Raw genomic sequence first — 26,745 nt, 5'->3', positions numbered from 1 at the left:
AAAACCCGCCGGGGGAGGCGGGCATGAAAGGGCTTGGCTCACTGCAGCCCACTGGCATCAGGTGAGGGGTGTACAGGATTACCAGTGGGTACAGGTTTGGTGTAGCTATTTATAAGGCCTTGCCAAGTGCTGTCTCAGTTTTTTTATGTTCTGCCTCATTCTTTTAATAGGTAGCGCCGCGACAAGTGCACTAATGTGTTTCATGCGTTTTTTTGGTGCATTCATGCTGCTTCTTTTTGGTGCTTGGGATTGTGGCGTGACATTAAATTTTAAAAAATCCCGGTAACCCTCTGCTAAAGCTACACTTCTCTGATTTGGCTTATAACTTGCTATCCTTTTCAAAGCCAATTACTCGTTGGTCATCGCCATAGGGCATCGCAAGCTACTATCTTGACGATGTGCTAAGACCGAATAGAGGTAGTGCCATGCCGGAATCCAATCAGTTTTCAGCGCCGCTTTCTCCGTCGCCTTCTCCGTCACCATCGCCGGTAGACCCTGCGTTTCAGCCGCGTCTAGTCGTGACCGATTTAGATGGTTCGCTGCTGGATCACCATAGTTATGATTTCAGCCCCGCCGCGCCTTGGCTTGCTCGTTTAAAACAAATGGGCGTGCCGGTCATTCCGGTTACCAGTAAAACCCGTGCGGAGTTGATTCCGCTGCGCGAAGCGTTGGGCCTGACGGGTACGCCTTTTATCGCTGAAAATGGAGCGGTGATTGGCTTGCCGCCAGGTTGGTGCCATGCGCGGTTAGACCGCCCTGGTGGCGGTCGCGATGGGGTTGTGATTAAACACCCTGGGGTGGATATTGGCTTTATTCGTGCGCGCTTAAAGGTGTGGCGCGAGCGTTTGGATATTCAATTTACCCGGATGGGTGAGCTGAGTGTGCAGGAGGTCATGGAGCTGACTGGATTAGACGAGCCCCGCGCCCGTGATGCGCGGCAGCGGGAAGGCAGCGAGCCGCTGTTGTGGAAAGACAGTGACTCAGCATTAGAAGCGTTTCGCGCTGCACTGGAAGGGGATGGCCTGCAGCTAACACAAGGCGGACGTTTCTTTCATGTCATGGGGCGCTCGGCGGATAAAGGCAGCGCAGTCGAGTGGTTGGTGAAACGCTTTACGGCGTTAAGAGGTCGCACGCCTCTTTCATTAGGGCTGGGGGATGGGCCGAACGATATCTCTATGCTTGAAGCGGTTGATCAAGCCGTCGTCATCCGCGGTTGCCACGACTTAGTCGTAGAGCTGCGTAACACTTCGCTATATCGCACGGAAGCAACAGGGCCGGCCGGCTGGGCAGAGGGGGTTGCCCACTGGTGGGGGCGAGATGACCGCCGTTTAGCGACGGCGGAGAAAGGTGATGCTGTGGTTTGAGAACAGACGTTATTTGAGAACGGTTCAGTAGTTGAGAACCGTTCCATGAATCCAGGGAGGCAAGCGCATGAGTGACTTTCATCAAAATGGGATTATTACCGACTTCCATAACCTGACTAAGCGTTCAGTAGAAGCACTTGAAGAGGAGCTATGCCAATTTTCCCGACGGCGGCCGATGGGGTTGATTCTACCGTCGCTTTTTTCCGAATTGGAAGGACCTGCGCTTTCAGCGATTGTTGATGAACTGGTTAAGGTGCCTTACCTCAGTGAGATAGTCATTGGCTTGGATCGCGCCGACCGAGAACAGTTTTTATTCGCCCGTGAATTTTTCTCCCGGCTGCCGCAACATACGCGCATTTTATGGAACGATGGCCCGCGCCTGAAAGCGCTCGATGCAGAATTGGAAGAGCATGGGCTAGGGGCGTTGGAGCCAGGTAAAGGGCGCAATGTGTGGTACTGCGCAGGTTATATGTTGTCGTCTGGGCGCTCGACGGTGGTCGGGCTGCATGATTGCGATATCCTCACCTACGACCGCGGGCTGCTGGCGCGCTTGATGTATCCCGTCGCTCATCCTAATTTTAATTATAGTTTCTGCAAAGGCTATTACCCGCGTATTGCGGAAGGCAAGCTCAATGGCCGTGTCTCTCGACTATTAGTCACACCGCTGCTGCGGGCGCTTAAAACCGTTTGCGGGCCGCTACCGTACCTCGACTACTTGGATAGTTTCCGTTACCCGCTTTCGGGCGAGTTTGCGATGCGTAGCGAAGTGCTGGAAGGCATCCGTATCCCCGCTGATTGGGGGCTGGAAATCGGTGTGCTATCGGAACTGCAGCGCAATTACTCACTGCGCCAGCTCTGCCAAGTCGATATTGCCGATGCCTACGACCACAAGCACCAGCCGGTTAGCGAAGATGATCCCAATGGCGGCTTAAACCGCATGAGCTTGGATATCTCAAAAGCGCTCTATCGCAAATTAGCCACTCAGGGCATTACCTTTAGCAGCGAAGATTTCCGCACGCTCAAAGCGACTTATTACCGCTTTGCATTGGATTTGATTGAGGCCTACGACCACGACGCCACCATGAACGGCCTGAGCCTTGACCGTCATAGTGAGGAGCAAGCGGTCGAGCTATTCGCCAGTAATCTACTCGAAGCGGGCAACCTATTTTTGGATAACCCTAGAGAACGGCCCTTTATTCCCAGCTGGAACCGCGTACAGGCAGCCGTGCCCGACCTCCTCACGCGTATGCACGAGGCGGTCGAACTGGATAATCAAGGTAAGGTTTAACGCCACAAACGGCGGAATGAAAACAGGCCAGCTGCCCATCGGTAGCTGGCCTTGTTTTTAGCGTGTATTAAAAATCACTGTCCTGATAGGCAGCCCGTGGCGCCGTTGATGACGCTGGTAAGCTTGCCTTCAAATGCTCCGTGTTCTGATTAATACGGAAGTTGGATACCAGCTCACGCAGTTGAGTGCTGAGTTGCGCAAGCGTTTGGGTCGCATGATTGCTCTCTTGCACTAGGCTGGCATTTTGCTGGGTCATTTGATCCATTTGCGTGACGGCTTGGTTGACCTGTTCGATACCACTGCTCTGCTCAATAGTGGCTGCTGAAATTTCCTGCACCAGTGTGCTGAGCTGTTTGATGTCATCGACCATGCCATTGATAACGTCGCCGGTCGCCTGAACCTGGCGGCTGCCTTCGACCACTTTGCTGTCCGACGCTTCGATCAGGGTTTTAATCTCTTGTGCGGCAGAGGCGGAGCGGCTGGCAAGTTGACGAACTTCATTGGCCACCACGGCAAAACCGCGCCCTTGCTCTCCAGCGCGTGCGGCTTCAACGGACGCGTTCAGCGCCAAAATATTGGTTTGGAAGGCTATGCCATCAATCGTGTTGACGATGCTGCTCATTTGCGTGGCGCTTTCATTAATCGTCGCCATGGTGGTGATCACCGTGGACATCGAGTCACTGCCACGCTGAGCACTGTCGGCGGTGCGGGTAGCAAGCGTACGCGCATGGTCTGCGTGTTCTGCATTCTGCTTAACGGTAGCCGTGAGCTGTTCCATGCTGGAAGCGGTTTCGGCTAGTGAGGCTGCCTGCTCTTCGGTGCGTGTCGAAAGCTCTTCGTTGACGCCCACAATTTGCTCGACACCACTATTGACCTGATTGGCTCCGTGATGAATATCACCGATGGTGACAGCGAGGTTTTCCCGCATACGGTTAATATCAAACAGTAAACTCTGCTGATCTTTCGCTGAAAGCTGGGTTACCTGTGTGAGATCACCGTCGGCGATATGACGCACAACGCTGGCGGCGTAGCGTGGGTCGCCGCCTAAACGACGGGAAACATCACGGATCACCCAGCCCATCAGCAGCGTTACCGGTAAGCCGATGATTAAAAGAATGACCACTGAGCGAATCAGGCCAGCAATAAAGGCTTCATTGATATCATCGACATAAACGCCTGCCGCCATTGACCACTGCCATTCAGGGAGATAAGCCACGTAGCTGATTTTGGGCACCTGCTTATCGCCGGTAATACGGCGGGAGTGGTAGTCAACATGACCGCCGCCGGATTGAGCGGCCTCACGAAACGCGGCATAAAGATCCATGCCGCTAGCATCTTGATAAGCGCTCATGTCTTCACCGCGGGGGCGATTGGGGTGAGAAATAATACGTAGGTCGTCGTCGAAGGAAAATAGGTATTCACCGCCGCCAAAGCTGACGCTGGACATATTGTCGATGGCGCGCTGCTGCGCCTCTTCTTCACTTAGCTCGCCAGTGGTCACCCGTTCTTGCAGGGCTTCAATTTGGCTATGCACGCTCTCGATCACATATTGAATGCTGTCGCGTCGTTCACTCTCAATCGTTTGTCTGTTTTCCAACGCTAGCCAGCCAACTAACAGCAGCATGGCAATCCAAATGATACCCAGCGTTCCCCAGAGTTTTTGCGTCGTCGTTAAGCGAGTCATGTTTTTCCTAGCCGATGTATGTAAGCAACGTTTTTGTCTATCGGCTTAAAGCGTCAATACCTTAGCTAAATTTAATATAAATTCCGCCTCGGCATTTTTATTGGCCGCAGCAGCATAAAACCCAGATTGCTTCACTGCGTTCGCAATGACATGGGGGAGGGAATCACAATGACATGGGGGAGGGAATCACAATGACATGGGGGAAGGAATCACAATGACATGAGGGAAGGGAGTCACAATGACAGGGGGGATATCGCTCGCGATGGCAAACATAAAATCGCGAGCGATATTAATGCTAAAAATCGCTGTGCTGATAAGCAGCCTGTGGAGTAGGTGAGGAGGCGGGTAAGCTTGCCTGCGTATGCTCTGTGGACTGATTAATGCGGAAGTTGGCGACCAACTGACGAAGCTGGTTGCTTAGCTGGGCCAGGGTTTGGGTGGCCTGAGTGCTCTGTTGTACTAGGCTGGCATTCTGCTGGGTCATTTGATCCATTTGCGTGACGGCTTGGTTGACCTGTTCGATACCGCTGCTCTGTTCAATGGTGGCGGCTGAAATTTCCTGCACCAGTGTGCTGAGCTCCTTGATGTCATCGACCATGCTGTTAATCACATCACCGGTGTCGCGTACCTGGCGGCTACCTTCCACCACTTTGCTGTCCGACGCTTCGATCAGCGCCTTGATCTCTTGTGCAGCAGCTGCCGAGCGGCTGGCAAGTTGGCGAACCTCATTGGCCACCACCGCAAAACCGCGCCCTTGTTCGCCAGCGCGTGCGGCTTCAACGGACGCGTTCAGGGCCAAGATATTGGTTTGGAAGGCAATGCCGTCAATGGTGTTGACGATGCTGCTCATTTGCGTGGCGCTTTCGTTAATGGTGGCCATCGTGGTCGTAACGGATGACATCGAATCGCTGCCGCGCTGAGCACTGTCGGCTGCCCTGGTGGCAAGTTTGCGCGCATGGTCTGCGTGTTCCGCGTTTTGCTTAACGGTGGCCGTGAGCTGTTCCATGCTGGTGGCTGTTTCGGCCAGCGACGCTGCCTGTTCTTCGGTGCGTGTCGAAAGCTCTTCGTTCACCCCTACAATTTGCTCGACACCGCTGTTGACCTGATTGGCTCCTTGATGAATATCACCGATGGTAGCGGCTAGGGTTTCCCGCATACGGTTAATATCAAACAGTAAACTCTGCTGATCTTTCGCTGAAAGCTGCGTTACCTGTGTGAGATCACCGTCGGCGATATGGCGCACCACGCTGGCGGCGTAGCGGGGGTCGCCGCCTAATCGACGGGAAACATCGCGGATCACCCAGCCCATCAGCAGCGTTACCGGCAGGCCAATGATCAGCAGTATCCCGATTGAGTGAATCAAGCCGGCGATAAACGCTTCATTGATATCATCAACATAAACGCCCGTTGCCAGCGACCACTCCCATTCGGGTAGGTGTGCTACGTAACTGGTTTTTGGCAACTGTTCTTCGCCACCGGCGCGAGTAGAGTAGTAATTGACGTGGCCACCGCCTGCCTGGGCAACACGCAGTAACTCTGGGTATAGCGCCATACCGCTGGCGTCCAGATAGTCGGTCATATCAGTGCCGGATTCGCGGCTGGGGTGGGAAATAACCAGTAAGTCGTCATTGAAGGAGAAAATGTATTCGCCTGCCCCAAAGCTCACACTAGACATATTGTCGATGGCGCGCTGCTGCGCTTCTTCAAGACTGAGCTCCCCAGCGTTTACCCGTTCCTGCAGAGCTTCAATTTGGTTTTGTACACTTTCGACCACGTACTGAATACTGTCGCGGCGTTCGCTGACAATTGTTTGACGGTTCTCAAGGGCTAACCAACCTACCAAGAGCAGCATAGCTATCCAGATGATGCCCAACGTTCCCCAGAGTTTTTGTGTTGTTGTTAAACGAGTCATGTTTTTCCTTTTTTGTAATTGAGTAGTTCTGCCCCTATTTATTCCTATCGGCCTAAACAAGGCAAAGATTAATGAAATGTTTCATATCTGCTGCTGGGTGTATCACTTCTCTTTTGTGAATAGTAGCTGCTGCAATATTCAAAAATAGTCTAACGATAGAACCTGGAATGCACTATGCTGTCTTTAAAGCATGAGAATGCGATTACCACTAATGGGAGGCAGCAATGCAACGCCCAATCGTTAAGCACTTTTTTGATGAACCCACGAACACCTTTAGCTATGTCGTTCAAGACCCCGATAGCAGTGCCTGCGCGATCATAGATTCGGTGCTCGATTTTGATTATGCCGCAGGGCGAACGGATGTGCGTTCAGCTGACAACATCATCGCCTTTGTTCGCGAACACCAGCTCGACGTCGCCTGGATTTTGGAGACCCATGTGCACGCCGACCACCTTTCGGCAGCCCCCTATCTGCATGAGCAGTTAGGAGGCAAAACCGGCATCGGTGCCAAAATAGTCAAGGTGCAAGAGATCTTCGGCAAGGCGTTCAATGCGGGTACCGAATTTGCTCGGGATGGCAGCCAATTTGATGCGCTGTTTGAAGAAGGGGATACGTTCAACATTGGGCAATTACAGGGCCGTGTACTGCATACCCCTGGTCATACGCCCGCCTGCTTAACCTACGTAGTGGGGGATGCTGCCTTTGTAGGGGATACGCTTTTTATGCCGGATTATGGCACCGCGCGGTGCGACTTTCCCGGCGGCGATGCACGTACCCTGTATCACTCTATTCAAAAAGTGTTGGCGCTGCCCGAGCAGACGCGGCTGTTTTTATGCCACGACTATAAAGCCCCCGGCCGCGATACCTTTCAGCATGAAACCAGCGTAGCAGAACAGCGCAGTGAGAATGTGCATGTTCACGAAGGTGTCAGCGAAGAGGCGTTTGTGAAGATGCGCACCGAGCGTGATGCCACCTTAGGCATGCCACGGCTCATTATTCCTTCGGTTCAAGTCAATATGCGTGCTGGAGCGCTGCCTCCGGCGGAAGAGAATGGCACGGTCTATTTAAAAGTGCCGATTAATTTTTTCTAACCGTTTCTATTTTTTTAACCTGTGAAAGCGGAATGCTTGGGAGACACCAGTGGATTGGACAGCAGGTTTACAAGGCTTAGCTGGGGGCTTGCTGATTGGGCTTTCCGCCACCTGGCTAATGGCAACGTTAGGGCGTATCGCGGGGATTAGTGGGATCGTTGGTAACTTAATAACCCAGCGTCCCAAAGGCGATAGCGCTTGGCGGGTGGCATTTGTTTTAGGGCTGATTAGCGGGCCGCTGTTGATCATGGCATTAGGTGGCGGCTTGGGAAACGTGGTGGGGAGCCCAGGTGAGGTGATTGGCGCGCCAGCCGGTGGCGTCGGATTGATGTTGGTGGCCGGCTTGTTGGTGGGTGTGGGCACAGGGCTTGGCAGCGGTTGCACCAGTGGGCATGGCGTATGTGGCTTGGCACGCTTGGCGCCACGCTCCATGGCTGCCACCGGTATGTTTTTGCTGACGGCGCTAGTGACCGTTTATATCTCGCGCCATCTGTTAGGCCTAGGCGGTGTGCAATGAACGGGAACGCGATGAAAACAGCGGCTGGTTATGCGGCGGGGCTGATTTTTGGTTTGGGTTTGGCAATTTCCGGTATGACCGACCCCGCACGAGTGCTGGGGTTTTTAGATGTAGCGGGCGCCTGGGACCCGACGCTGATGTTTGTGCTTGGCGGGGCCGTGGTAACCACCTTTATCGGCTATCGGCTGGTATTCAAGCGTTCGGCACCCCTGTTGGGCGGCGTCTTTCAGTTACCCACCAAGAAGGAGCTGGATGGCAAGTTACTGGGCGGCGCAGCGCTGTTTGGCATTGGCTGGGGGCTTTCCGGCTACTGCCCTGGGCCTGCGATCGCCTCTATTGGCGGCGTATCACTACCGCTAGCGGCCATGCTGGTGACGATGGTGCTGGGGTGGTTTGCCGCCAAAAGGCTCGGCTAATAAGTCAGACTTATATGGTCGCTGCTGCTAACGCCCTTGCCTTTACTGCAAGGGCGTTTTGTTTTCTTAACGCTGGGTTAATGCGTGGCAGTCATGCTGTCAGGTAATAAAAAGGAAACCGTTATGCACGTCTTGCTGATTGAAGATGACCCGCTGGTGGCATCGGGTATCCGCTCTGGATTAATGACCTTCGATTTTGTCGTCGATCACGTCTCCACGCTCAACGCCGCTCGCCAATCGATGCGAACAGTCACTAGTGATGTGGTCATTCTTGACCGTGGCTTGCCGGATGGCGATGGCCTGCAGTTGTTGGCCGAGTGGCGTGAGCAGGGCGTCGATGTGCCGGTGCTGGTGTTAACCGCAAGAGATACCGTGCGAGACCGGGTGGATGGCCTGCAGGGCGGTGCCGATGACTATCTGGTCAAGCCCTTCGATCTGGATGAATTAGTCGCGCGCCTGCACGCTCTGCTGCGCCGTGTGGCAGGGCGTAGCAGCGGCATGATTTCCCATGGGGCCCTCGCGTTAGATCCCACCGCCCGCGAAGTGTATGTCGAAGGGCAACTGATCGCACTGTCTCGCCGTGAGCTGGTGCTGCTGGAAACCTTCCTGCAATCGCCGCGCAGCGTACTGTCGGCCGATCAGCTCAAAGACAGCCTTTATGGCATGAATGATGATGTCGAGAGCAATGCCCTGAATGTGCATATTCACCACCTGCGCCGCAAGCTCGGGAGCGGGGTGATCGAAACGGTGCGCGGGCTTGGCTATCGGCTGGGCAAGCCTGAGGCGGTGCACTTGGCGGGCACGCCCTATGAGTGTGAGATAGATAAAGGCCAGCTATGAGTTTACGTGCCCGCTTACTAATCACCCTGGGGCTAACCCTGGCGTTGCTATGGGGTATCGCCGCCGCGTGGCTGATGCGCGACCTGGAAGACAAATTTGTAGAAACCCTGGACCAACGTCTGGCGCAGTCGGCGCGAATGGTGGCTGGGCTGGTTTTGCAGCTTCCCCTTGACGTATGGGAGGACACCGAGCATCCGGTGCTCTCCATTCCCTCTATTGAAGGGCTGGCCTGCCAGGTGCATTCCCCCCAAGGCGAGGTCATGGCGCGCACCCATGCTGATATGGACGATGTGCTGGCGCCGGGAGAGGGCGGGCACACTTATCGTCAGGCTGGCGATGTGACCTGGCGGGTCTTCACCTACGAGCGCAATGGCATCGTGATTACCACCGCCGACCGGATGGATGAAAGGAACATACTGCTTAGCGGCGTTATTCGGGTGGCGGTGGTGCCGTTTGTGGTGGCACTGGTGGGCAGCATGGTGGCGCTGTGGCTAGGTATCTGGCGTGGGCTGGCACCGCTGACACGGCTGCGAGAGTCGCTTGCCAACCGCCATCCGGATGCGCTGGCGCCGGTGGCTACCTACGGCTTGCCAAAAGAGATCCGACCTCTCATTACAACGCTTAACGCGCTGTTGGCGCGGGTGCAGCAAACCATTATCCGCGAACAGCGCTTTACCAATGACGCCGCGCACGAGCTGCGCACGCCGCTGACGGCCATCAAGACCCACCTGCAAGTTGCCCGCCGCGTTGAAGGGGAGGCGGCGAAGGCATCGCTCAATCAGGCGGAAGAGGGCGTGGTGCGGCTGAGTTCGACCCTTGATCAACTGCTGACTCTGGCACGGGTAGAAGGGCGTGCGCGGTTTGATGATGGCGAGGTAAGCCGTGTTGCCGATGTTGCCGAGTGCGCCCTGGCGGATTGCCACCACAGTCACTCCGGCCGCTTTGTGGTGCCCGCTGACTGGCCAGAGACCACCCTGGCCATGCCCCGTGAGCTAGCGATTACCGCGCTACGCAATTTGCTCGATAACGCGCTGCACCATGGACCGCCGGAAACACCCGTAACGCTGGAGGCGGAGTGGGAGCACGGGCAGCGCTTTCTTACCTTCAGCGTCAGCGACCAGGGCCCAGGCGTCGATGACGCGACGCTCAAGCAACTGACGCAACGCTTCTGGCGCGCCAGCAAACAGCAGGGAAGCGGGCTGGGGCTGGCGATTGTCGCGGCAATCGCTGAACGATTCGATGGCGAAGTGGCATTCGCCAGCCCGGCGGGGGGCGGGTTTACCGCTCGCCTGATGGTGCCAGTGGCGGACAGTTAAAAAAAGATAACGCAAGGGAGAAACCGATATGAATAACAAATACGTTAGCAGGGTTGGTCTCTGTGTAGGTATCACCCTGTTCGCCGCAGGGGCGTTGGCCCAGGAGGGGAACGCGGAGCGCGGCAAAGCCGCCGCGGCCAGCTGTAGCGCCTGCCACCAGGCCGATGGCAGTGGCATGAATGTGCCTGATGGGGAGTCCTGGCCGCGCTTAGCTGGCCTGGATGCCGACTATATCGCCAAGCAGTTGCATGATTTTAAAGCAGGGCGGCGTGAAAATGCGACGATGGCAACATTTGCCAATATGCTCAACGACCAACAAATCGCCGATGTGGCCGCCTACTACAGCCAACTGCCCCCTACCCAGGGGCAAGGCGGCGATGAAGCCGACGAGACGCTATTGGCCCGCGGGCAGCAGCTCGCCGAACGTGGCGATTGGAACGCCTACATTGTTTCCTGCCAAAGTTGCCATGGGCCTGGGGGCAGGGGCGTAGGTGATGCCTTCCCAGGCATTGCAGGCCAGCATGCCGGCTACATCCGCACCCAATTGTCGGCGTGGAAAAACGAAACTCGCAGCAACGATCCGCAAAACCTGATGGGCGCCATTGCCAAGCGCATGAGTGATGACGACATCCAGGCTGTATCCGCCTGGTACGCCAAGCAACCCGCCTCCGCCGACCAGGAGTCAGCACAATGATAACCTGTCCACGCCCTCTCGTTTTAGCGCTTACTGGCTGTTCATTGACGGTCGGCATCGGTATTAGCGTATACGCCACCAGTGTCTTTGCTCAGGAAGAGCGGGCGGATGCAGCGCTGAACCAATTGGTGCACGAACCGCCCACCATGGAAGATATGGAAAGTGCCGATATTCATCCGGAACTGAAAAAAGTCATCCGCTACGGTCACGATCTATTCACTAATACGCAGCAATTGCGTGGTGAGAATGTCTTCAATGACATGAACTGCTCCAGTTGCCACCTGGGGGAAGGGCGGGTGCCGTTCAGCGCGCCGGTGTGGACAGCGGCCATTACACTGCCGGACTTCCGTGGCAAGAACCAGCATGTGAATAACCTGGAAGAGCGTATCGCCGGCTGCTTTGCCTACTCCATGAACGGCGTGCCACCGGAGTATGGTAGTGATGAAATGTTGGCACTCAGTGCCTATCACCAGTGGCTGGCCACCGGCGCACCGATGTATCCCGACAAGCCGATTTATGGTCGTGGCTTCCCGGCGCCAGAAGAGCCGACCGAAGAGCCCAGCTACGCTAGAGGGGAAACTGCCTACCAGGAAAACTGCTCGATATGCCACCAGGAAAATGGTGCCGGGCACTATGAAAATGATGAGTACGTGTTTCCCCCGCCATGGGGCGACGGCTCCAATAACTGGGGAGCAGGCATCGCGCGGCTGGAAACCATGGCGGGCTTCATTTATCAGAACATGCCGCTTGGCCAGCCCCGCTCGCTCAGTGATCAACAGGCCTGGGATATTGCCTACTACATCACCAGTCAGGAGCGTCCTCAGGATCCTCGCTATACCGGGGATGTCGCCGAGACCGCGGAACGGTTCCATGGCCGTTCACTCTATGGTCAAACCCGCGAGCATGATGGTCATGTGCTGGGAGACCATGACAACTTCGGAGAGAAAGGCGATATCAAACCCTGGAATGTAGGCATGCCGAGGTTTGAGAATCTGTCGGAGGAGTAGAAAATTCACTGTAGGTCAGTGTTAGGAGAGCAGCGACATGGCAATCTCAATTGGCGGGGGAGGCTAACTAAGATCAAGGTTCTTAGATTTCCGTGTCATGGGTAAACCGCGCTGTGGTCCCGCTATGGTAAAGTGCCTGTATTACATAAGGAGGGGCTCATGAGCGAATTACTCGACCCCACCAACGACTACGTTTTCAAGCGGCTGTTTGCCGAAGCCCCGGATCTGCTGGTGGATCTGATCAATGATCTGCGCCCGGATTTGCCCAACATTGCCTCGGTGGAGATACTGAATCCGAATATCGAGGCGACAGAGCTTACCGGCAAGTACATCATTCTCGATGTGCTGGCACGCGATGGGGATGGCAACTGCTACAATATCGAGGTGCAGGTGCGCCGTTACGGGGCCTGGCACAAGCGGGGGGTGTTTTATCTGGCCCGCACGCTGGGAAGCCAGCTGAGCGCCGGGGAAGATTACCAAGAGCTGCGGGCCTCGGTGGGCCTGCACCTGCTTGACTTCGACCTGTTTACGGAAACAGCCGCCGAGCGCGAGCAAGCGATCTGGCGATTCGAGATGCGCGATGGACGCCAGCCCAAGGTTTCGCTGGGGAACGTTTTGCAAATGAACCTAATCGAATTGAACAAGGCGGATCGCCTGGGCTTGCCAGAGGGCCCGCTACGCGCCTGGATCACCTTCTTCAAGCACTGGCAGGAGGAACTCACGATGGCGAATGTTGCCCACGAACCGGTTAAACGTGCGATGAGCCGCATCCGCGAGCTCAGTGCCGACGAGGAAACTCGCCGCTTGGCTTTTGTGCGTGAACGGGCGCTGCGTGATGAAGTATCGCTGCTAAACGATGCGCGGCGGGAAGAAGCGCAACGTATACTTCAACGCCTACTTACTAAGCGGTTTGGAGATCTGCCTGAGTGGGTTATTCAGAAACTGGAGACTGCTAATGCCCAGCAGCTAGAAGGCTGGACAGATGAAATCTTGGTAGCGAACAATCTTGATGAGCTGTTCAAACATTAAATAGTGACCGATTTTGCGTCCTGAAAAAGTCGAGTTTGCTTCGCTACGCTCGTGGTGAACTTTCATATGTCATTTTGATGAGCGTAGCGACGCGGCATTCTCAATTGGCGGTGGCAGCTAAGCCTATGGCGCTTCACTGCCCATCATGTCGATCAGCCGCTCGTCACTGGGCATACCCTGAATGCGGTCAAGACGCACGCTACCATTTTCTGTTTCACGCTGATAAACCGAGGTGGGCGTGGCATACAGCCCTAGCTCTTCGAAAAGCTGGTTATTGGCATAAACCTGTTCTTCGATCTCTCGTGGTTGGGCACTGGCGTCGATTTCTTCCTGGCCACTTTCATGAGCATGCAGTGTAGCCGCCGGGTCGTCGGCTCCGAGTATGGCGGCGGCCTTGCCAGGGCTGTCGGGCGCTAAAATACCCACCATGATATGGCGCAACTGCACTTCACCGGCCTCTACCCAGGGGCGAACGTCTTGCCATAGCTGACGGCAATAGGGGCAGTTGGCGTCCGTGAAGGTGTAAATCACACGAGGGGCATCCACGTCACCATCCTGAATCCAATGGCTTTCGCTCAGAAGCTGCCAGGTCTGTGCTTCTAAAGGCGCACGTACGTGCTCGTCCAGTTGCGCCTCAGTGAGGTCGTTACCCTCGCTATCCATCAGTGTCCCCACCACCGCGTGCTCGCCATCTGGGGTCAGGTAGATGGCCATGTCTTGGCCCTGAACGCTGGCGCCGTAACCACGCAAACCGGCAGGGGCGTCAAACTGGCCATGAATTTCCAGGCCCTGGTCGGCCAGTGCCTGCACTGGGGCAGGGAGTTCATCGGCGTAACCTGTGGATACTCCTCCCAGCCCTGCCAGGAGAAGAAAACTGCTGAGAGTGGTGTAGTGGTTCAAGCGCATTGCAACATCCTGTTTGTGTGAGATGACGTTAGCCAGGCGAAAAAGGTGGTCGGTTCATGCAGCAATCAGCGTAAACGCTCCAATCCTTGCTGCAGGGTGGCGCTGGAAAGCTCGCCAAAATGGGAGCTAACGAGTTGGCCGTCGGCATCATAGTAAAGTGTGGTAGGCATCGCGTTGGCGCCGGTAGCCTGGCCAACGGCATTGCGTGGATCTTGCCACACGTTATCGAGAGAAAAACCGTACTCATCCATGAAAGCGTCAATCTGGCCGAGCGACTCCCCTTGGTTAACGAACACAAAGGTGATGCCGGGTTCATTATTCTGTGCTTGCTCAAACACCGGCATTTCACGGATACAGGGCGGACACCAGCTGGCCCACAAATTGACCACCATGGGTTGCTGGGTCGAGCGTGACAGTTGGGGAAGGTCGATTGGCTCGCCTGAACGGGTAGTCAGCGCCACCTCCGGCAACGGCCGGGATTGATGCTCTATCATGGTGGCGCTAGCGGCGGTCAACCCCCAGACAAGGCCGCCCGCCAGTAGGGCGCCGGAAAGTGGCACTCGCTGGCGGGGGGAGCGCCACAGTGTCCAGCCGGCGTACGCCAGTGCCGCGACAAGGCCACCGACGATATCAAACCCGCCATCTCGAATATCCAGACGGCCAAGTAGCCCCTCGTATTCTCCCCAGTAACGCAGGACGAAAACCAGGCGCGCGCCGACAAGGGCAACCAGCAGCAGGGTAAACAGCGTATCGCTGACGGCTACCCGATGGCGCCTTCCCAACAGTGCGCCAGCCAGCAGTGCCAATAAAAAGGCCAGGCCGATCAATAGCTGGTGAATACTAAAGCCCATCGGGCCAAGGGCGATGCTTTGCTGCAACATAACCAATAACGATCCTTCATGTAATCTTGGACTGGCATCATCGCAGCACTAGATTATTTAAGGATTATGTTAGTTGCCCCTGGGGCGTTATGTCGCAACAGGCGAGCGAGGCGCCGCGGCTAACGGGTGGCCACCAACCAGCGCACCGCATAAGGCGGAAGGGCACCTTCAGCCACCCAGGGATTAGCAGGGTCAAGCGCTTGCCATGCGTGTTGATCCAGCGCTTGGTTTACCGCCTCACCCACGTTCTCTAAAGGAAGCGGCAGATCAGTGACGTTATACAGCGCTAGCAAGCGACGCCCGTCATGCAGTGGGCCGCGTTCCACCGCCAGCAATTCGGGTGGCGATTCCAACACCCGCTGGGCAGCCGTCGGGTGGAAGCAGGGCTCTTGACGGCGCTGATCCAGTAGCCGGTTTAAGGCGTTAAAAACATCGTGGGTAGGCGTTGAAGGGCTATCCAGTAGCAGGTCCAGCTCGCTACGCTGCCAGCGCCGCCGATTGATCGAGCGCAAGCGACCACTGCGCTCAACGCCTTCTACATCGTTGAGTGTGCCGGTCAGCGTATGAATATAGAGCGCTGGAATTCCCTGAAGGCTAAGCATGATTGCTTGGCTGCACAGGAAGCGGGCTATTTGCCATGGATCCGGGCCACGGCGGGTGCCACGCATGGCTTCAAACCAGGTGATGTTGATCTCGTAGGGCGTGTCGCTGCCGTCTGGGTTGCTGCGCATGCTGACAAAGCCGCCAAATTTGTGCATTAGTTCCAGCAGTGCATCGCGCTCGTGATCAGGCAGTAATCCTTCCAGCGGGCGCACCCCAATGCCGTCGTGGCTGGCAGTAAAGTTCAGGTAAGTGCAGTGGTCGGGTAGCACAGGCAAACTAGCCAGCCAGGTTTGCATAGTGCTGGCTTCGCCACGGGTTAGGGTATGTAACAGCAGGGGCGGTAGGGCAAATTGATACACCATATGCGCTTCATCAGGCGGGCCTTGGGGGATTCGCTCAAGCCCGAAATAGCTGATGTTCTCTTGGTGCGGCACATTGGTTTCGGTAATCAGCAGAGTGCCGGGGGCGACATGATCAACAATCGCGCGAAGCAAACGCACCACGGTGTGGGTTTCCGGCAGGTGAATAGAGGAGGTGCCCAACCGCTTCCATAAGAAAGCCACTGCATCTAAGCGCACAATTCGCGTACCCTGCTCCAGGTAGAAAAGCAGAATGCCTACAAATTCTAGCAGTACATCCGGGTTTTCAAAGTTTAGGTCGAGCTGGTCTTCGGAGAACGTTGCCCATAGGTAACGAGTGCCGCGCCGGGTTGAAATAGGAACCAGCAACGGGTTGCTGCGGGGGCGAACTACCTGGGAGACATCGGTGTCAGGATCTACTTCGATAAAGTAGTCGCGGCCTGGCAGGCTGCCGCTCAGGTAATCCACAAACCAGAGCGACTCTCTGGAAACATGATTGAGCACCAAATCGGCCATAAGATCGTAATGACCGGCGAGCTCGCGGATATGCGACCAGTCGCCAAGCTCACTATTCACTTCCCGGTAATGGATCACCGAGAAGCCGTCGTCGCTACTCCACGGGAAGAAGGGCAGCACGTGTACACCACTTATGCGATCACCCAGCCGTGCTTGAAGAAATTCGCTAAGCACAGCCAGTGGTGGCACCCCCTCTTCTATAATGGAGTCACCATAGCTAATCACCCACTGATCTTTTTCGCTCCATGAAGGTGCGTTTTTGGAAGGAGCATCACCGGGGGCGGACGAAAAAGGGGCAAGCGACAAAAAATGCTCAATGTGTTGATTTAAGCGGCGCTGCACTTCGCCAGCACGCGGCCCGTATAGGTGGCTGAGGTAGCCGTGCACAGTCTGCTCAAAGGGGGACATGGTTGGCTCCTGATAAACAATCTGCCACAAACGCTGCAGCTTGTGTGCCAAATCGTTACAATGCGTGGTTGATAGCGCGTTTAAACGCTCACATCCATTAGTTTAAGACGTTGATGCTGGTTTAAACGCCATTAATAGCATATTCATTGCCAGGTTATAACACGCTAACTCGTGCGGCATGCCAACACGAGCTGACAACAGGTTGACCGCTATGCATTGCCCTTTTTGTGGTGCAAACGATACTCGAGTGACCGATTCGCGATTGGTAGCCGATGGCGATCAAGTGCGCCGTCGTCGCCAGTGTGCGAGCTGTCAGGAGCGCTTTACCACTTACGAAACCGCTGAACTAGTGATGCCTCGCGTGGTGAAGTCAGACGGTTCACGGGAAAGTTTTAATGAAGCTAAGCTCCGGGCGGGCATGCTGCGTGCGCTTGAAAAACGCCCGGTCAGCGCGGAAGCCATTGAAGCGGCGGTAGAGCGCATACGCCAAACCCTTCGTGCGCGAGGGGATCGTGAGATCAATGCCCGAGATATTGGTGAGTCGGTGATGCAGGCGCTTAAAACCCTCGATCATGTGGCTTACATCCGCTTTGCCTCGGTGTACCGCAAGTTTCAGGATTTGGACGAATTTCGCGCTGAGATTGATCGGCTTTCTCAAGAGCCTTCAAAATGAGTGCTGCATTTAGCCAAGCGGATCACCGGTATATGGCTCGCGCCCTGCAGCTGGCTCGCAAAGGCCTTTACACTACCGACCCTAACCCGCGGGTAGGCTGCGTCATTGTCCGCGATGAGCAGATCGTCGGAGAGGGCTTTCACTTGCGTGCTGGCGAACCCCATGCGGAAGTTCACGCTTTGAACGCCGCGGGTGAGCTGGCCCAGGGGGCGACCGCTTATGTCACTCTGGAGCCATGCTCCCACACCGGGCGCACCGGGCCCTGCGCGGTAGCATTGAAGGCAGCTAGCGTGGCGCGAGTCGTGATCGCGATGGTGGACCCTAACCCCCAGGTCAGCGGTCGCGGTATTCAATTGCTGGAAGAGGCGGGTATTGAGGTGGCGGTCGGGTTGCTTGAGAGCGACGCTCGTGCACTGAATCCTGGTTTTATCGCCCGGATGTCGACTCATAAGCCCTTTGTACGGTTGAAAATGGCGATGAGTCTGGACGGCCGTACCGCCATGGGGTCAGGCGAGTCCCAGTGGATTACCGGGCCCGAGGCGCGTACTCAGGTACAGCGGTTGAGGGCGCGCTCCAGTGCCATCTTAAGCGGCGTAGAATCGATTATCATGGACGATTCGCGGCTTACCCTTCGTGCTGAGCAGCTTCAGCTTGCCAATGCCGATGAGGTGGTACAGCGCCAACCGCTACGAGTGATAGTAGATACCCATTTACGCTTGCCCTTGGCGGCCGCCTGTTTAAGCGAACCGGGGCGCACCTTGGTAATTACCACGCCTGATCACATGGCTGAAAAGCGCGAACGAGTAACCAAAGCAGGTGCCGAGGTGCATGTATTACCTGCCGGTAGTGATGGACGCATTGATTTAGCCTTGATGCTGAATTGGTTAGCCGAGAGCGAACAGGTTAATGAGCTGCTGGTAGAAACTGGTGCGACCTTAGCGGGCGCCATGCTGGATGCAGAACTGGTCGATGAGCTGCAGCTGTTTGTCGCCCCCACGCTGTTAGGTGGCGAGGCACGACCGCTGTTTGCGCTGCCAGGGCTCTCGCGCATGGCGGATCAGCGGCGTTTAACGATTCATGATATGCGGGCGGTGGGGCGCGATTGGCGCATTATCGCCTCCCCTCAGGCGACTAGCGCAACTGGTGATACCAAGGTACCCTGACGCGCAAAATCGCAGCTTACGCGACAACCTTTCGCGACAACTTTTTGGAGATTCCATGGTGCACTCCTCCTCTAGAGGCTTAGCCCCTATCGCCGAGCTGGTGGACGATATCCGCCAGGGCAAAATGGTGATTCTCATGGACGATGAGGATCGCGAAAACGAAGGTGATATCATCATGGCCGCCGAAAAAGTGCAGGCCGAGCATATCAACTTCATGGCCCGTTTCGCCCGTGGTCTTATCTGTATGCCGATGACCCGTGCCCGTTGTGAGCAGCTTAATTTGCCGCTCATGGTGCGTGACAATGGCTCCGGCTTTGGCACCAAATTTACGCTCTCGATTGAAGCGACTGAAGGCGTTACCACCGGTATTTCAGCCGCGGATCGCGCGCGCACGGTTCAAGCGGCAGTGGCGCCCCATGCCAAGCCCTCTGATATCGTTCAGCCGGGGCATATTTTCCCGTTGATGGCAGAGCCCGGCGGCGTGCTTCGCCGTGCGGGGCATACCGAAGCAGCGTGTGATCTGGCCGCACTGGCGGGCTGTGATCCCAGTGGTGTGATCTGCGAGATCATGAACGACGATGGTAGTATGGCGCGCCGCCCAGAACTTGAAGCGTTTGCCCAAGAACACGGCATTAAAATGGGCACCATTGCGGATTTGATTCACTACCGCATCGTCAACGAGCAGACTATTGATCACCTGGAAGCCTCAACGGTGATGACGGCGCATGGCGAGCTGACGCTGCACGTTTTCCGTGATCGCATTCAGGGCGCTCACCATTTGGCGTTGGTGAACGGTCAGCCCACCCCAGAGGAGTCCACCACGGTTCGCGTGCATCTTACCGATACGCTGCGCGATGTGATGGGCCTGATGAAAGGCGACCAGTGCCGCTGGGATGCCCACCGGGCGCTGGAGGAGATTGCCAGTTCAAACGCGGGGGTATTTGTGTTGATTGATGACGGTCGCCCCCATCAGGATTTAAAAGATCAACTGGATATCTTTTTAGATCGCATTCGCCAGCCGCGTACCAGTGATTCTGACGGCGCTGGCAACTATTTAACCATTGGCACCGGCTCGCAGATTCTGCGCTATTTAGGCGTGGGTAAAATGCGATTATTGAGTTCACCGTGGAAGTTCTCCGCGCTATCCGGCTTTGATCTCGAAGTCGTTGAGCGTCTGGGGCCTAATGACACGGCGGATGAGCCAACCTTTCAGCAGGACTGACCCAGCAGGATCACTCCAGCAGGACTAATCTCGCAGTACTAATCTAGCAGTACTAAGCAGCAGGAATAAATTGATGAACTCCCTTTCTCAAGTTGAAGGTACTTTTGTTGACGTCGATGGACATTATGTCATCGTGGTCGGACGTTTTAACCATCACGTGGTGGATAGCCTGGTGGAAGGGGCGGTCGACAGTTTGACGCGTCATGGCGTCGATGCTGAGCATATCCATATTGTTCACGTGCCGGGTGCCTGGGAACTGCCGTTAGCGGTCAAGCGCGTGCTGAAGGTGATGAAGCCTGACGCCGTCATCGCGCTGGGCGCGGTGATTCGCGGTGGTACGCCGCACTTTGAATACGTAGCGGGCGGCTGCAACACGGCGATTAATCACTTGCAGCTTGAGTTTGATACCCCGGTCGCTAACGGCGTATTAACCGTTGAAAACATTGAACAAGCGATTGAGCGTGCGGGCACCAAAGCCGGTAATAAAGGCACCGAAGCGGCCATGGCGGCCATGGAAATGGTCTCACTGCTACGCGCGCTGCCGTTAGGAGATAACCAATGAGCGAGCGTAAACCCTCTGCCGCTCAGCAGGGCCGCCATGCGGCGCGTGAGTTAACCGTGCAGGGGCTTTATCAGTGGCAAATGACGGGTAAATCCATCACTACCATTGAAGCCGAGTTTCGTAGCCAGGTAGCCGATGACGACCTGGAAGACCACGAAAACTGGGTCAAGGTGATGGAGATCGCCGACAAAGCGCTGTTTCACGAATTGCTACATAACACCGTTCGTTTTAAAGCGGAACTGGATCGTGAAATCTCCCCGTTGTTAGATCGCCGCCTGGAAGATCTCGATGCCGTCGAACTGGCGATTCTTCGCTTAGGCGCTTATGAGCTATCCCGGCGAATGGAAGTACCCTATCGTGTAGTGATTAACGAAGGCGTTGAGCTGGCTAAGTCATTTGGCGCCACCGACGGCCATAAATACGTGAACGGCATTCTAGACAAGCTGGCGATTCGCCTGCGTAGTGCCGAGGTCAGCGCTCGTCGTCTCTGAACGCGAGCGTCATGACAATGCGTTTAAGGGGCCTTTGTGCTTGCCGAATTTGATTTGATCCGACGCTATTTTATGTCGTCGCAGGAGGCGTCGACTGCGTCAAATGGCGTCACACTGGGATGTGGAGACGACGCCACGCTATTAGTGCCGCAAGCGGGTCAACAGCTAGCCGTGAGTGTTGATACCTCGGTGGTGGATGTTCACTTTCCCCGCGAAGCACCAGCGTTCGCGGTGGGGCACCGTGCCTTGGCGGTCGCGCTGAGCGATTTGGCCGCCATGGGGGCCAACGCCCGCTGGTGCCTCATGGCATTAACCTTTGATCAGCGTCAATTTGCCGATGACGACGCAGCGCATCTTTGGCTGGCTGACTACGCGCGTGGCTTTCATACACTCTGCCAGCAACACGCCACCACGCTGGTGGGCGGGGACGTCACTTCCGGCGCGCTTTCGATTGGTGTGACCGTGATGGGCGATGTGCCAGTGGGCGAAGCGCTGACCCGCAGCGGCGCTCAGTCTGGCGACCTGATTGCCGTTACCGGTGCTTTAGGCGGCGGGGGTGGTGGGCTAGCGCTCTGGCAGCAGGGCGAGCGTGATTTAACGCACCCGTTACTGCGCCGCTATTTGTTGCCAGAACCGCGTTTGGCGGCGGGCGTGGCACTGCGTGGATTAGCTACCGCGGCGATGGATATTTCTGATGGCTTAATGGCCGACCTGGCGCACCTTCGCGAGGCTTCGCAGATCGGAGCAGTCATCGACGTAGCCGCTTTACCGCTGGCAGAAGAGCTGGAAAGCACGCTGGGTCGGGAGGCCGCACTAAAGGCGGCGCTTTCCGGTGGTGATGATTATGAACTGCTCGTCACGTTACACGCTGACGATATAACCAAGGCTCAGCAACGGCTTGCGTCATTAGGCTTGACGCTAACGGTGATTGGTCATTGTTGTGAGACGCTAGGCATTAGTGCTTCTGACCAGAGTAATCTGAGTAGTTATGTCAATGGCTATGCCGGTTGGCAGCATTTTAGTGGGGACGCGCCATGAATCGTGCACCGAAAAGTGTCTGGCGCCGCCCAACACATTTTTTTGCCTTCGGCCTAGGTAGCGGCACGGTGCCGTGGGCTCCTGGCACCTTTGGTACACTGGCTGCCATTCCGTTCTACTGGATGATGGCGGATTTACCCTTAGGGTGGTACCTAAGCATTTGTTTTGTCGCTTTTGTGGTCGGCGTTTGGTTATGCGATAAGACGTCACACGACTTAGGTGTTCACGACCACTCAGGGATTGTGTGGGATGAATTTGTCGGCTACTGGCTCACCATGGCCGCGGTGCCCTTTTCATGGGAGGCTGCGCTGTGGGGGTTTGTGGTCTTTCGTATCTTCGATGTTTTTAAACCCTGGCCAATACGCTGGGCTGACCGTCGTGTCGCAGGCGGATTCGGCATTATGATTGATGATGTGATGGCAGGAGTCTACGCCTGGAGTACTATGCACTTGTGGTTCTGGCTGCATTAGAAAATTCATTAGGAAAACGGTACGGATACTAGGTATTACAGATACCAGGCATTGTCGGTAGCTTTCGCCATTTAAGTGCGTTGGCACCAAGGAGGCAGCATGCGCAAGGAACGTCTGATTGTCCCTACCCTGGCGATAATCGCCGTGGTATGGATGGCAGCGCAACTTCTCTCAAGCGTGCTCTTTGAGCGCAGCCTGCGTCAGGCGTTAGTAGATCTTGAAGCGCGGGGCGAATGGCGTGTCAACAGAACTGAGAGCCACCCGGGTTGGCTAAGTTCCCAAGGGCGGCTGATACTTTCACCGCTATTGGGTCGGCCGTGGCGGCTTGAACTGACCTATAGCGCTCGCCACGGCATTTTAAGCACGGATGTAGAAGGCACGGTATTACCTCGATTGGATACCGTGTTGCAGCAAGCAGTGGGGGAGGTTACCGCCCCTTCGGTGCCTCGTTGGCAGGGGCGTTATCACACCCTTAGCGGCCGCAGTGAACTACGCCTTGCCCTGGCGCCTTTTGTCATTCAACAAAATGGTCGCGAGTTAGCCGTGCGTGGTGGCCGGCTGCGCCTCGAAGGCGTCTTTGGTGATTGGCGCCTGCGTGGGTTATTGGATCAGCTAACGCTGACCGATGGCTTGGCCCAGCTTGCATTAGGGCCCACTGTACTTGAAAGCCGCTACACCTATACCGATGGTGCCTACCACTTTGCCCAGCGCGATCATCTGCATATTGAGACACTGACGCTTAGCTATCCCTCCTATGACATCCAACTGGCGCCACTCGATTTAAATAGCCATATGGTGCTGGATGAAAGCGAACTGCGCATTAAAGGCGATTTAGAAGTGGGGGAGGTGATGGTTCCCTCAGAAGCACCCGAAACGCCGTTGCTTATTGGACGAATAGAGATGGAGCTTTCGCGCATCAACGCCGATGCGGTTCGCCACGCCATTCGTCGTTTACGCCAGGAAGCCGCTTGGGGCGATGCCAGCCTGCCCATGGCTGAAGGGTTGCTGGCCCGTCTTGAGCCTGATTTTCGGAATATGCTCAGTGACTCGCCGCGCCTAGACGTGCCCACGGTGGCGATAGACAGCCCACTGCTCGGCATTCGTCTCGATGCGGATGGCGCGCTGTTTTTTGACGCCCGCGCGTTGGATGAGCTTAGCGTGGTGAATCTCGACGAAGAGGACGAGCAGGCGAAATGGCTGGAGCGTATTGATGGCGACTTCACCTGGCATGATGCACCCACCGTTGCTGCACTATGGTTAGGTTTACCGCTCGGCACCCGTGAACTGCAGTTTGATGTAGTGCGCGGCGTCTGGCGTGTTAATGGGCGGCCGATGCCAGAGCTATGGCCTTAAGTTTTGTACCAAAAGTCTTGGCTTTATCCACTCAGCTGCATGACGCTGCACCGGTCGCTAGCTACCGTTACCTCCCACAAAACAGGCCATAAGGGTTGAAGTTTTGGCTCACTGCCCGCATTCCATGGACAACGCTAGGCGGTTCTCACCGCCGGTATCGGTTCATTGGAGGAAGCATGAGCGACCAGGATTACGAACACGACGCTGAACACTTTGAGTGGGAACTTGATGAACAGCCGTCATTATCCACTGATGACGATTCCCGCAATGATAATGAAGAGCGTGCTGAAAAGAATGCTGAAGAGCAGGGCAGCAAAGAGTACCGCTCCGACGGCGAACGGGTAAATTCCCTAGTGCCCGCCAGCGACATGCTGCCCGAGCGCATTTATCTTCTTCCTATTCATAATCGTCCTTTCTTCCCCGCCCAAGTTCAGCCTTTGGTGGTTAACCGTGAGCGCTGGGAAGAGACCATGCGCCGCGTGGGTAACACGCCGCACCACACCCTGGGCGTCGCCTATGTCGGCGAGCAGGGCGTTACCTCTCTTGATCACGAAGGTTTCCCTGAGATTGGTACCGCAGTCAAAGTGCATAAACTCAAGGGCGAAGACGACCAGATTCAATTTATCGCCCAGGGCCTGCAGCGCTTCAAAATTACCCGTTGGCTCTCCAAAGAGCCGCCTTATTTGGTGGAAGTTACCTACCCAAAAGAGCCGGTTGACGCGGAGAACGAAGAGACCCGCGCCTATGCCATGGCGATCATCAACGGCATCAAAGAGCTGTTGCCGATCAACCCGTTGTACGGTGAAGAACTCAAGCACTACCTCAACCGCTTTAGCCCTCACCAACCGGGGCCGCTGACCGATTTTGCCGCCGCTATCACCTCCGCCAAAGGGCCAGAACTCCAAGACGTGCTGGCCACGCTGTCGGTGGAAGAGCGGATGCAGAAAGTGCTGCCGCTGTTGCGTAAAGAGATCGATGTGGCGCTGTTGCAGGGCGAGATCAGCGAGCAGGTCAACGCGCAAATGCAGGATCGCCAGCGCGAGTTCTTCCTGCGCGAACAGCTCAAGGTGATCCAGCGTGAGCTAGGCATTTCCAAAGACGATCGCGAAAACGACGTCGATACCTTTCGAGCGCGGCTGGAAGCACTGGTCGTGCCTGAGCGCGTGCAAGTACGTATTGATGATGAGCTGAATAAGCTTAGCGTGCTGGAAACCGGCTCGCCGGAGTATGGCACCACACGTAATTATCTCGACTGGCTAACGTCGTTGCCCTGGGGTGTGACCAGCCAGGATCAGCTCGATCTACCTCATGCGCGGCAAGTACTCGATCGTGACCACGACGGCCTGAAAGACGTTAAAGAACGCATTATTGAGTTTCTGGCCGAAGGTACTTTTAAGGGCGATGTCGGTGGTTCGATCGTTCTGCTAGTAGGCCCGCCAGGGGTGGGTAAAACCTCTATTGGCCGCTCGATTGCCGAAGCCTTAGGCCGTCAGTTTTACCGCTTTTCGGTAGGCGGTATGCGCGACGAGGCGGAAATTAAAGGCCATCGGCGCACCTATGTCGGCGCGATGCCCGGCAAGCTGGTGCAGGCGTTTAAAGAGGTTGAAGTCGAGAACCCGGTCATCATGCTCGACGAGATCGACAAGTTGGGGCAGTCCTTCCAGGGCGACCCCGCCTCGGCACTACTAGAAGTGCTTGATCCCGAACAGAACGTTGATTTTCTCGATCACTATCTTGATGTGCGCATGGATCTCTCCAAGGTGCTGTTTATATGCACCGCCAACACGCTGGATTCGATTCCAGGGCCGTTGCTAGACCGCATGGAGCAAATCCGTCTTTCTGGCTATATCGCTGAAGAGAAACTGGCGATTGCCAAGAATCACCTGTGGCCGAAGCTGCTCAAACGCGACAACCTAACGAAAAAGCGTATCAGTTTATCCGATGCGGCCTTAAAGCAAGTGATCGAAGGCTATGCCCGTGAAGCCGGGGTGCGCCAGTTAGAGAAACAGCTGCATCGTATTGTGCGTAAATCGGCCGTCAAGCTGCTCGAAGAGGAGCCCGAAACGGTCAAAATATCGGTGAAGAATCTGGAAGAGTTCTTAGGCGCGCCGATCTTCCGCAAGGAAAAAGTGCTGACTGGCGAAGGGGTGGTGACCGGCTTGGCGTGGACCTCCATGGGCGGGGCAACGCTACCCATTGAAGCGGGCAAGGTACACTCGCTGGATCGCGGCTTTAAGCTGACCGGCAAGCTGGGAGAGGTGATGCAGGAGTCTGCCAATATCGCTTACAGCTATACCCTTGGGCACCTGCAGGAGTATGGCGCCGATGCCGATTTCTTTGACTCGGCATTTGTGCACTTACACGTGCCCGAAGGGGCCACGCCGAAAGATGGGCCTTCGGCCGGTGTCACCATGACCACCGCGCTGCTGTCGTTGGCTAAGCACCATGCGATCGACCGGCCCCTGGCGATGACTGGCGAGCTAACCTTGACTGGCCAAGTGCTGCCTGTTGGCGGTATTCGCGAAAAAGTGATTGCCGCACGGCGCAGTGATATTTTCGAATTGATCCTGCCCGAGGCCAATAAACGTGATTACGAAGAGTTGCCGGACTATCTGAAAGAGGGCATGACGGTGCACTTTGCCAAACGCTATCGCGATGTAGCCGATGTGGTGTTTGGCCGTTAATTAACGCCTCGACACGCTGTCTGTGGTTCATGAAGGCGAGTGAAAATAACCGTTAAAAGCGCCCTACTTAAGTACGGCGCTTTTTTTACCACTCAGCGCGTAAAGCATCTTCGATTGGGCGGTGATATAAGCGCGCACCGCGTAGCGGTGCTGTATTGATACCACCCCAGATAGCTGATAATTTATGGCTATGCTGGCATCTGCTGTTGGTCAGCGCCTATCGCCGCACGAAGCCACGCTTCCTCGGCTGGCCTTGTA

General features: G+C 55.8%; 24 protein-coding genes. 19 read left to right on the top strand and 5 right to left on the bottom strand.

All coding sequences use genetic code 11. From position 1 onward, the window contains the following. The first annotated feature begins 425 nt into the window (after window positions 1-425). Window positions 426-1,364, top strand: coding sequence for an HAD-IIB family hydrolase (locus tag CXF87_RS01160; protein WP_101145148.1), 939 nt, complete (start codon window positions 426-428; stop codon window positions 1,362-1,364). A 67-nt stretch (window positions 1,365-1,431) separates the two neighbouring features. Next, complete coding sequence (locus CXF87_RS01155) at window positions 1,432-2,652, top strand: glycosyl transferase (protein WP_101145147.1); 1,221 nt, start codon at window positions 1,432-1,434, stop codon at window positions 2,650-2,652. Window positions 2,653-2,719: 67 nt separating this feature from the next. Here the strand turns inward: CXF87_RS01155 and CXF87_RS01150 are convergent, their stop codons facing one another. Together CXF87_RS01150 and CXF87_RS01145 are read right to left on the bottom strand one after the other, a co-directional pair. Beyond that, window positions 2,720-4,336: a methyl-accepting chemotaxis protein gene (locus CXF87_RS01150; RefSeq protein ID WP_101145146.1), complete on the bottom strand. Its 1,617-nt coding sequence runs from the start codon at window positions 4,334-4,336 to the stop codon at window positions 2,720-2,722. Window positions 4,337-4,631: 295 nt separating this feature from the next. Next, on the bottom strand, window positions 4,632-6,248 hold the full coding sequence (locus tag CXF87_RS01145; protein WP_101145145.1) for a methyl-accepting chemotaxis protein: 1,617 nt from the start codon (window positions 6,246-6,248) through the stop codon (window positions 4,632-4,634). Window positions 6,249-6,472: 224 nt separating this feature from the next. Here CXF87_RS01145 and CXF87_RS01140 point away from each other — a divergent pair, with 224 nt between their 5' ends. The 8 genes from CXF87_RS01140 to CXF87_RS01105 all read left to right on the top strand — a co-directional run bounded on the left by CXF87_RS01140 (window position 6,473) and on the right by CXF87_RS01105 (window position 13,158). Beyond that, window positions 6,473-7,339, top strand: coding sequence for an MBL fold metallo-hydrolase (locus CXF87_RS01140; protein ID WP_101145144.1), 867 nt, complete (start codon window positions 6,473-6,475; stop codon window positions 7,337-7,339). 49 nt (window positions 7,340-7,388) lie between these two features. Continuing rightward, complete coding sequence (locus tag CXF87_RS01135) at window positions 7,389-7,856, top strand: YeeE/YedE family protein (protein WP_101145143.1); 468 nt, start codon at window positions 7,389-7,391, stop codon at window positions 7,854-7,856. Next, window positions 7,853-8,272 (top strand): DUF6691 family protein, encoded by a 420-nt coding sequence (locus CXF87_RS01130; protein ID WP_101145142.1) that lies wholly within the window; start codon window positions 7,853-7,855, stop codon window positions 8,270-8,272. The genes CXF87_RS01135 and CXF87_RS01130 overlap by 4 nt, the downstream gene beginning before the upstream one ends. A 123-nt stretch (window positions 8,273-8,395) precedes the next feature. Beyond that, window positions 8,396-9,112, top strand: a complete 717-nt coding sequence (locus tag CXF87_RS01125; RefSeq protein ID WP_101145141.1) for a response regulator — start codon at window positions 8,396-8,398, stop codon at window positions 9,110-9,112. Beyond that, the gene (locus tag CXF87_RS01120) at window positions 9,109-10,428 is read left to right on the top strand and encodes an ATP-binding protein (RefSeq protein ID WP_101145140.1); all 1,320 of its coding nucleotides are present in this window, start codon (window positions 9,109-9,111) and stop codon (window positions 10,426-10,428) included. The genes CXF87_RS01125 and CXF87_RS01120 overlap by 4 nt, the downstream gene beginning before the upstream one ends. Before the next feature lie 28 nt (window positions 10,429-10,456). Then, window positions 10,457-11,122, top strand: a complete 666-nt coding sequence (locus CXF87_RS01115) for a c-type cytochrome (RefSeq protein WP_101145139.1) — start codon at window positions 10,457-10,459, stop codon at window positions 11,120-11,122. After that, a complete protein-coding gene (locus tag CXF87_RS01110) occupies window positions 11,119-12,129 on the top strand; it encodes a c-type cytochrome (protein WP_101145138.1) in 1,011 nt (336 codons plus the stop codon). The genes CXF87_RS01115 and CXF87_RS01110 overlap by 4 nt, the downstream gene beginning before the upstream one ends. A gap of 159 nt (window positions 12,130-12,288) precedes the next feature. Continuing rightward, window positions 12,289-13,158 carry an Rpn family recombination-promoting nuclease/putative transposase gene (locus tag CXF87_RS01105; RefSeq protein WP_101145137.1) on the top strand — a complete coding sequence of 290 codons (870 nt, stop codon included), beginning with the start codon at window positions 12,289-12,291 and terminating at the stop codon, window positions 13,156-13,158. Between the two features lie 123 nt (window positions 13,159-13,281). Here the strand turns inward: CXF87_RS01105 and dsbG are convergent, their stop codons facing one another. The 3 genes from dsbG to CXF87_RS01090 all read right to left on the bottom strand — a co-directional run bounded on the left by dsbG (window position 13,282) and on the right by CXF87_RS01090 (window position 16,831). Then, window positions 13,282-14,064 carry a thiol:disulfide interchange protein DsbG gene (gene dsbG, locus CXF87_RS01100; protein ID WP_101145136.1) on the bottom strand — a complete coding sequence of 261 codons (783 nt, stop codon included), beginning with the start codon at window positions 14,062-14,064 and terminating at the stop codon, window positions 13,282-13,284. A 65-nt stretch (window positions 14,065-14,129) separates the two neighbouring features. After that, window positions 14,130-14,945, bottom strand: coding sequence for a TlpA family protein disulfide reductase (locus CXF87_RS01095; RefSeq protein ID WP_101145135.1), 816 nt, complete (start codon window positions 14,943-14,945; stop codon window positions 14,130-14,132). A 119-nt stretch (window positions 14,946-15,064) separates the two neighbouring features. After that, window positions 15,065-16,831, bottom strand: a complete 1,767-nt coding sequence (locus CXF87_RS01090) for a sugar phosphorylase (protein ID WP_101145134.1) — start codon at window positions 16,829-16,831, stop codon at window positions 15,065-15,067. Window positions 16,832-17,042: 211 nt separating this feature from the next. On the opposite strand from CXF87_RS01090, the gene nrdR reads away from it, so the two are divergent. The 9 genes from nrdR (at window position 17,043) to lon (ending at window position 26,487) form a co-directional block, all read left to right on the top strand. Continuing rightward, a complete protein-coding gene (nrdR, locus tag CXF87_RS01085; RefSeq protein WP_101145133.1) occupies window positions 17,043-17,504 on the top strand; it encodes a transcriptional regulator NrdR in 462 nt (153 codons plus the stop codon). After that, entirely contained in the window at window positions 17,501-18,667 is a 1,167-nt protein-coding gene (gene ribD, locus CXF87_RS01080) for a bifunctional diaminohydroxyphosphoribosylaminopyrimidine deaminase/5-amino-6-(5-phosphoribosylamino)uracil reductase RibD (protein WP_101145132.1), read from the top strand. The genes nrdR and ribD overlap by 4 nt, the downstream gene beginning before the upstream one ends. Window positions 18,668-18,722: 55 nt before the next feature. Beyond that, window positions 18,723-19,889, top strand: coding sequence for a bifunctional 3,4-dihydroxy-2-butanone-4-phosphate synthase/GTP cyclohydrolase II (ribBA, locus tag CXF87_RS01075; RefSeq protein ID WP_101145131.1), 1,167 nt, complete (start codon window positions 18,723-18,725; stop codon window positions 19,887-19,889). A 73-nt stretch (window positions 19,890-19,962) separates the two neighbouring features. After that, entirely contained in the window at window positions 19,963-20,451 is a 489-nt protein-coding gene (gene ribH / locus CXF87_RS01070) for a 6,7-dimethyl-8-ribityllumazine synthase (protein WP_101145130.1), read from the top strand. Continuing rightward, window positions 20,448-20,942, top strand: a complete 495-nt coding sequence (nusB, locus tag CXF87_RS01065) for a transcription antitermination factor NusB (protein WP_101145129.1) — start codon at window positions 20,448-20,450, stop codon at window positions 20,940-20,942. Before ribH ends, nusB begins: the two co-directional genes overlap by 4 nt. A 36-nt stretch (window positions 20,943-20,978) precedes the next feature. Further along, the gene (thiL, locus tag CXF87_RS01060; RefSeq protein ID WP_101145128.1) at window positions 20,979-21,980 is read left to right on the top strand and encodes a thiamine-phosphate kinase; all 1,002 of its coding nucleotides are present in this window, start codon (window positions 20,979-20,981) and stop codon (window positions 21,978-21,980) included. Continuing rightward, entirely contained in the window at window positions 21,977-22,450 is a 474-nt protein-coding gene (locus tag CXF87_RS01055; RefSeq protein ID WP_008959669.1) for a phosphatidylglycerophosphatase A family protein, read from the top strand. The genes thiL and CXF87_RS01055 overlap by 4 nt, the downstream gene beginning before the upstream one ends. Before the next feature lie 99 nt (window positions 22,451-22,549). Continuing rightward, window positions 22,550-23,803 (top strand): DUF945 family protein, encoded by a 1,254-nt coding sequence (locus tag CXF87_RS01050; RefSeq protein WP_101145127.1) that lies wholly within the window; start codon window positions 22,550-22,552, stop codon window positions 23,801-23,803. 176 nt (window positions 23,804-23,979) lie between these two features. Next, window positions 23,980-26,487: an endopeptidase La gene (gene lon, locus CXF87_RS01045; protein ID WP_101145126.1), complete on the top strand. Its 2,508-nt coding sequence runs from the start codon at window positions 23,980-23,982 to the stop codon at window positions 26,485-26,487. Window positions 26,488-26,745: the final 258 nt, after the last annotated feature.

The sequence above is a fragment of the Halomonas sp. MES3-P3E genome (assembly GCF_002836035.1).
In the GTDB taxonomy this organism is placed as follows: Bacteria; Pseudomonadota; Gammaproteobacteria; order Pseudomonadales; family Halomonadaceae; genus Vreelandella; species Vreelandella arctica.
Note: the sequence above shows the minus strand (reverse complement) of the source record. Positions and strands in the feature narration are given on the sequence as shown.

What these genes read in the sequence shown, in the direction of transcription:
- CXF87_RS01160 (WP_101145148.1), top strand. Translation starts at nt 426, where the DNA reads ATGCCGGAATCCAATCAGTTTTCAGCGCCGCTTTCTCCGTCGCCTTCT.
- CXF87_RS01155 (WP_101145147.1), top strand. Translation starts at nt 1,432, where the DNA reads ATGAGTGACTTTCATCAAAATGGGATTATTACCGACTTCCATAACCTG.
- CXF87_RS01150 (WP_101145146.1), bottom strand. Translation starts at nt 4,336, where the DNA reads ATGACTCGCTTAACGACGACGCAAAAACTCTGGGGAACGCTGGGTATC.
- CXF87_RS01145 (WP_101145145.1), bottom strand. Translation starts at nt 6,248, where the DNA reads ATGACTCGTTTAACAACAACACAAAAACTCTGGGGAACGTTGGGCATC.
- CXF87_RS01140 (WP_101145144.1), top strand. Translation starts at nt 6,473, where the DNA reads ATGCAACGCCCAATCGTTAAGCACTTTTTTGATGAACCCACGAACACC.
- CXF87_RS01130 (WP_101145142.1), top strand. Translation starts at nt 7,853, where the DNA reads ATGAACGGGAACGCGATGAAAACAGCGGCTGGTTATGCGGCGGGGCTG.
- CXF87_RS01125 (WP_101145141.1), top strand. Translation starts at nt 8,396, where the DNA reads ATGCACGTCTTGCTGATTGAAGATGACCCGCTGGTGGCATCGGGTATC.
- CXF87_RS01120 (WP_101145140.1), top strand. Translation starts at nt 9,109, where the DNA reads ATGAGTTTACGTGCCCGCTTACTAATCACCCTGGGGCTAACCCTGGCG.
- CXF87_RS01115 (WP_101145139.1), top strand. Translation starts at nt 10,457, where the DNA reads ATGAATAACAAATACGTTAGCAGGGTTGGTCTCTGTGTAGGTATCACC.
- CXF87_RS01110 (WP_101145138.1), top strand. Translation starts at nt 11,119, where the DNA reads ATGATAACCTGTCCACGCCCTCTCGTTTTAGCGCTTACTGGCTGTTCA.
- CXF87_RS01105 (WP_101145137.1), top strand. Translation starts at nt 12,289, where the DNA reads ATGAGCGAATTACTCGACCCCACCAACGACTACGTTTTCAAGCGGCTG.
- dsbG (WP_101145136.1), bottom strand. Translation starts at nt 14,064, where the DNA reads ATGCGCTTGAACCACTACACCACTCTCAGCAGTTTTCTTCTCCTGGCA.
- CXF87_RS01095 (WP_101145135.1), bottom strand. Translation starts at nt 14,945, where the DNA reads ATGTTGCAGCAAAGCATCGCCCTTGGCCCGATGGGCTTTAGTATTCAC.
- CXF87_RS01090 (WP_101145134.1), bottom strand. Translation starts at nt 16,831, where the DNA reads ATGTCCCCCTTTGAGCAGACTGTGCACGGCTACCTCAGCCACCTATAC.
- nrdR (WP_101145133.1), top strand. Translation starts at nt 17,043, where the DNA reads ATGCATTGCCCTTTTTGTGGTGCAAACGATACTCGAGTGACCGATTCG.
- ribD (WP_101145132.1), top strand. Translation starts at nt 17,501, where the DNA reads ATGAGTGCTGCATTTAGCCAAGCGGATCACCGGTATATGGCTCGCGCC.
- ribBA (WP_101145131.1), top strand. Translation starts at nt 18,723, where the DNA reads ATGGTGCACTCCTCCTCTAGAGGCTTAGCCCCTATCGCCGAGCTGGTG.
- ribH (WP_101145130.1), top strand. Translation starts at nt 19,963, where the DNA reads ATGAACTCCCTTTCTCAAGTTGAAGGTACTTTTGTTGACGTCGATGGA.
- nusB (WP_101145129.1), top strand. Translation starts at nt 20,448, where the DNA reads ATGAGCGAGCGTAAACCCTCTGCCGCTCAGCAGGGCCGCCATGCGGCG.
- CXF87_RS01055 (WP_008959669.1), top strand. Translation starts at nt 21,977, where the DNA reads ATGAATCGTGCACCGAAAAGTGTCTGGCGCCGCCCAACACATTTTTTT.
- CXF87_RS01050 (WP_101145127.1), top strand. Translation starts at nt 22,550, where the DNA reads ATGCGCAAGGAACGTCTGATTGTCCCTACCCTGGCGATAATCGCCGTG.
- lon (WP_101145126.1), top strand. Translation starts at nt 23,980, where the DNA reads ATGAGCGACCAGGATTACGAACACGACGCTGAACACTTTGAGTGGGAA.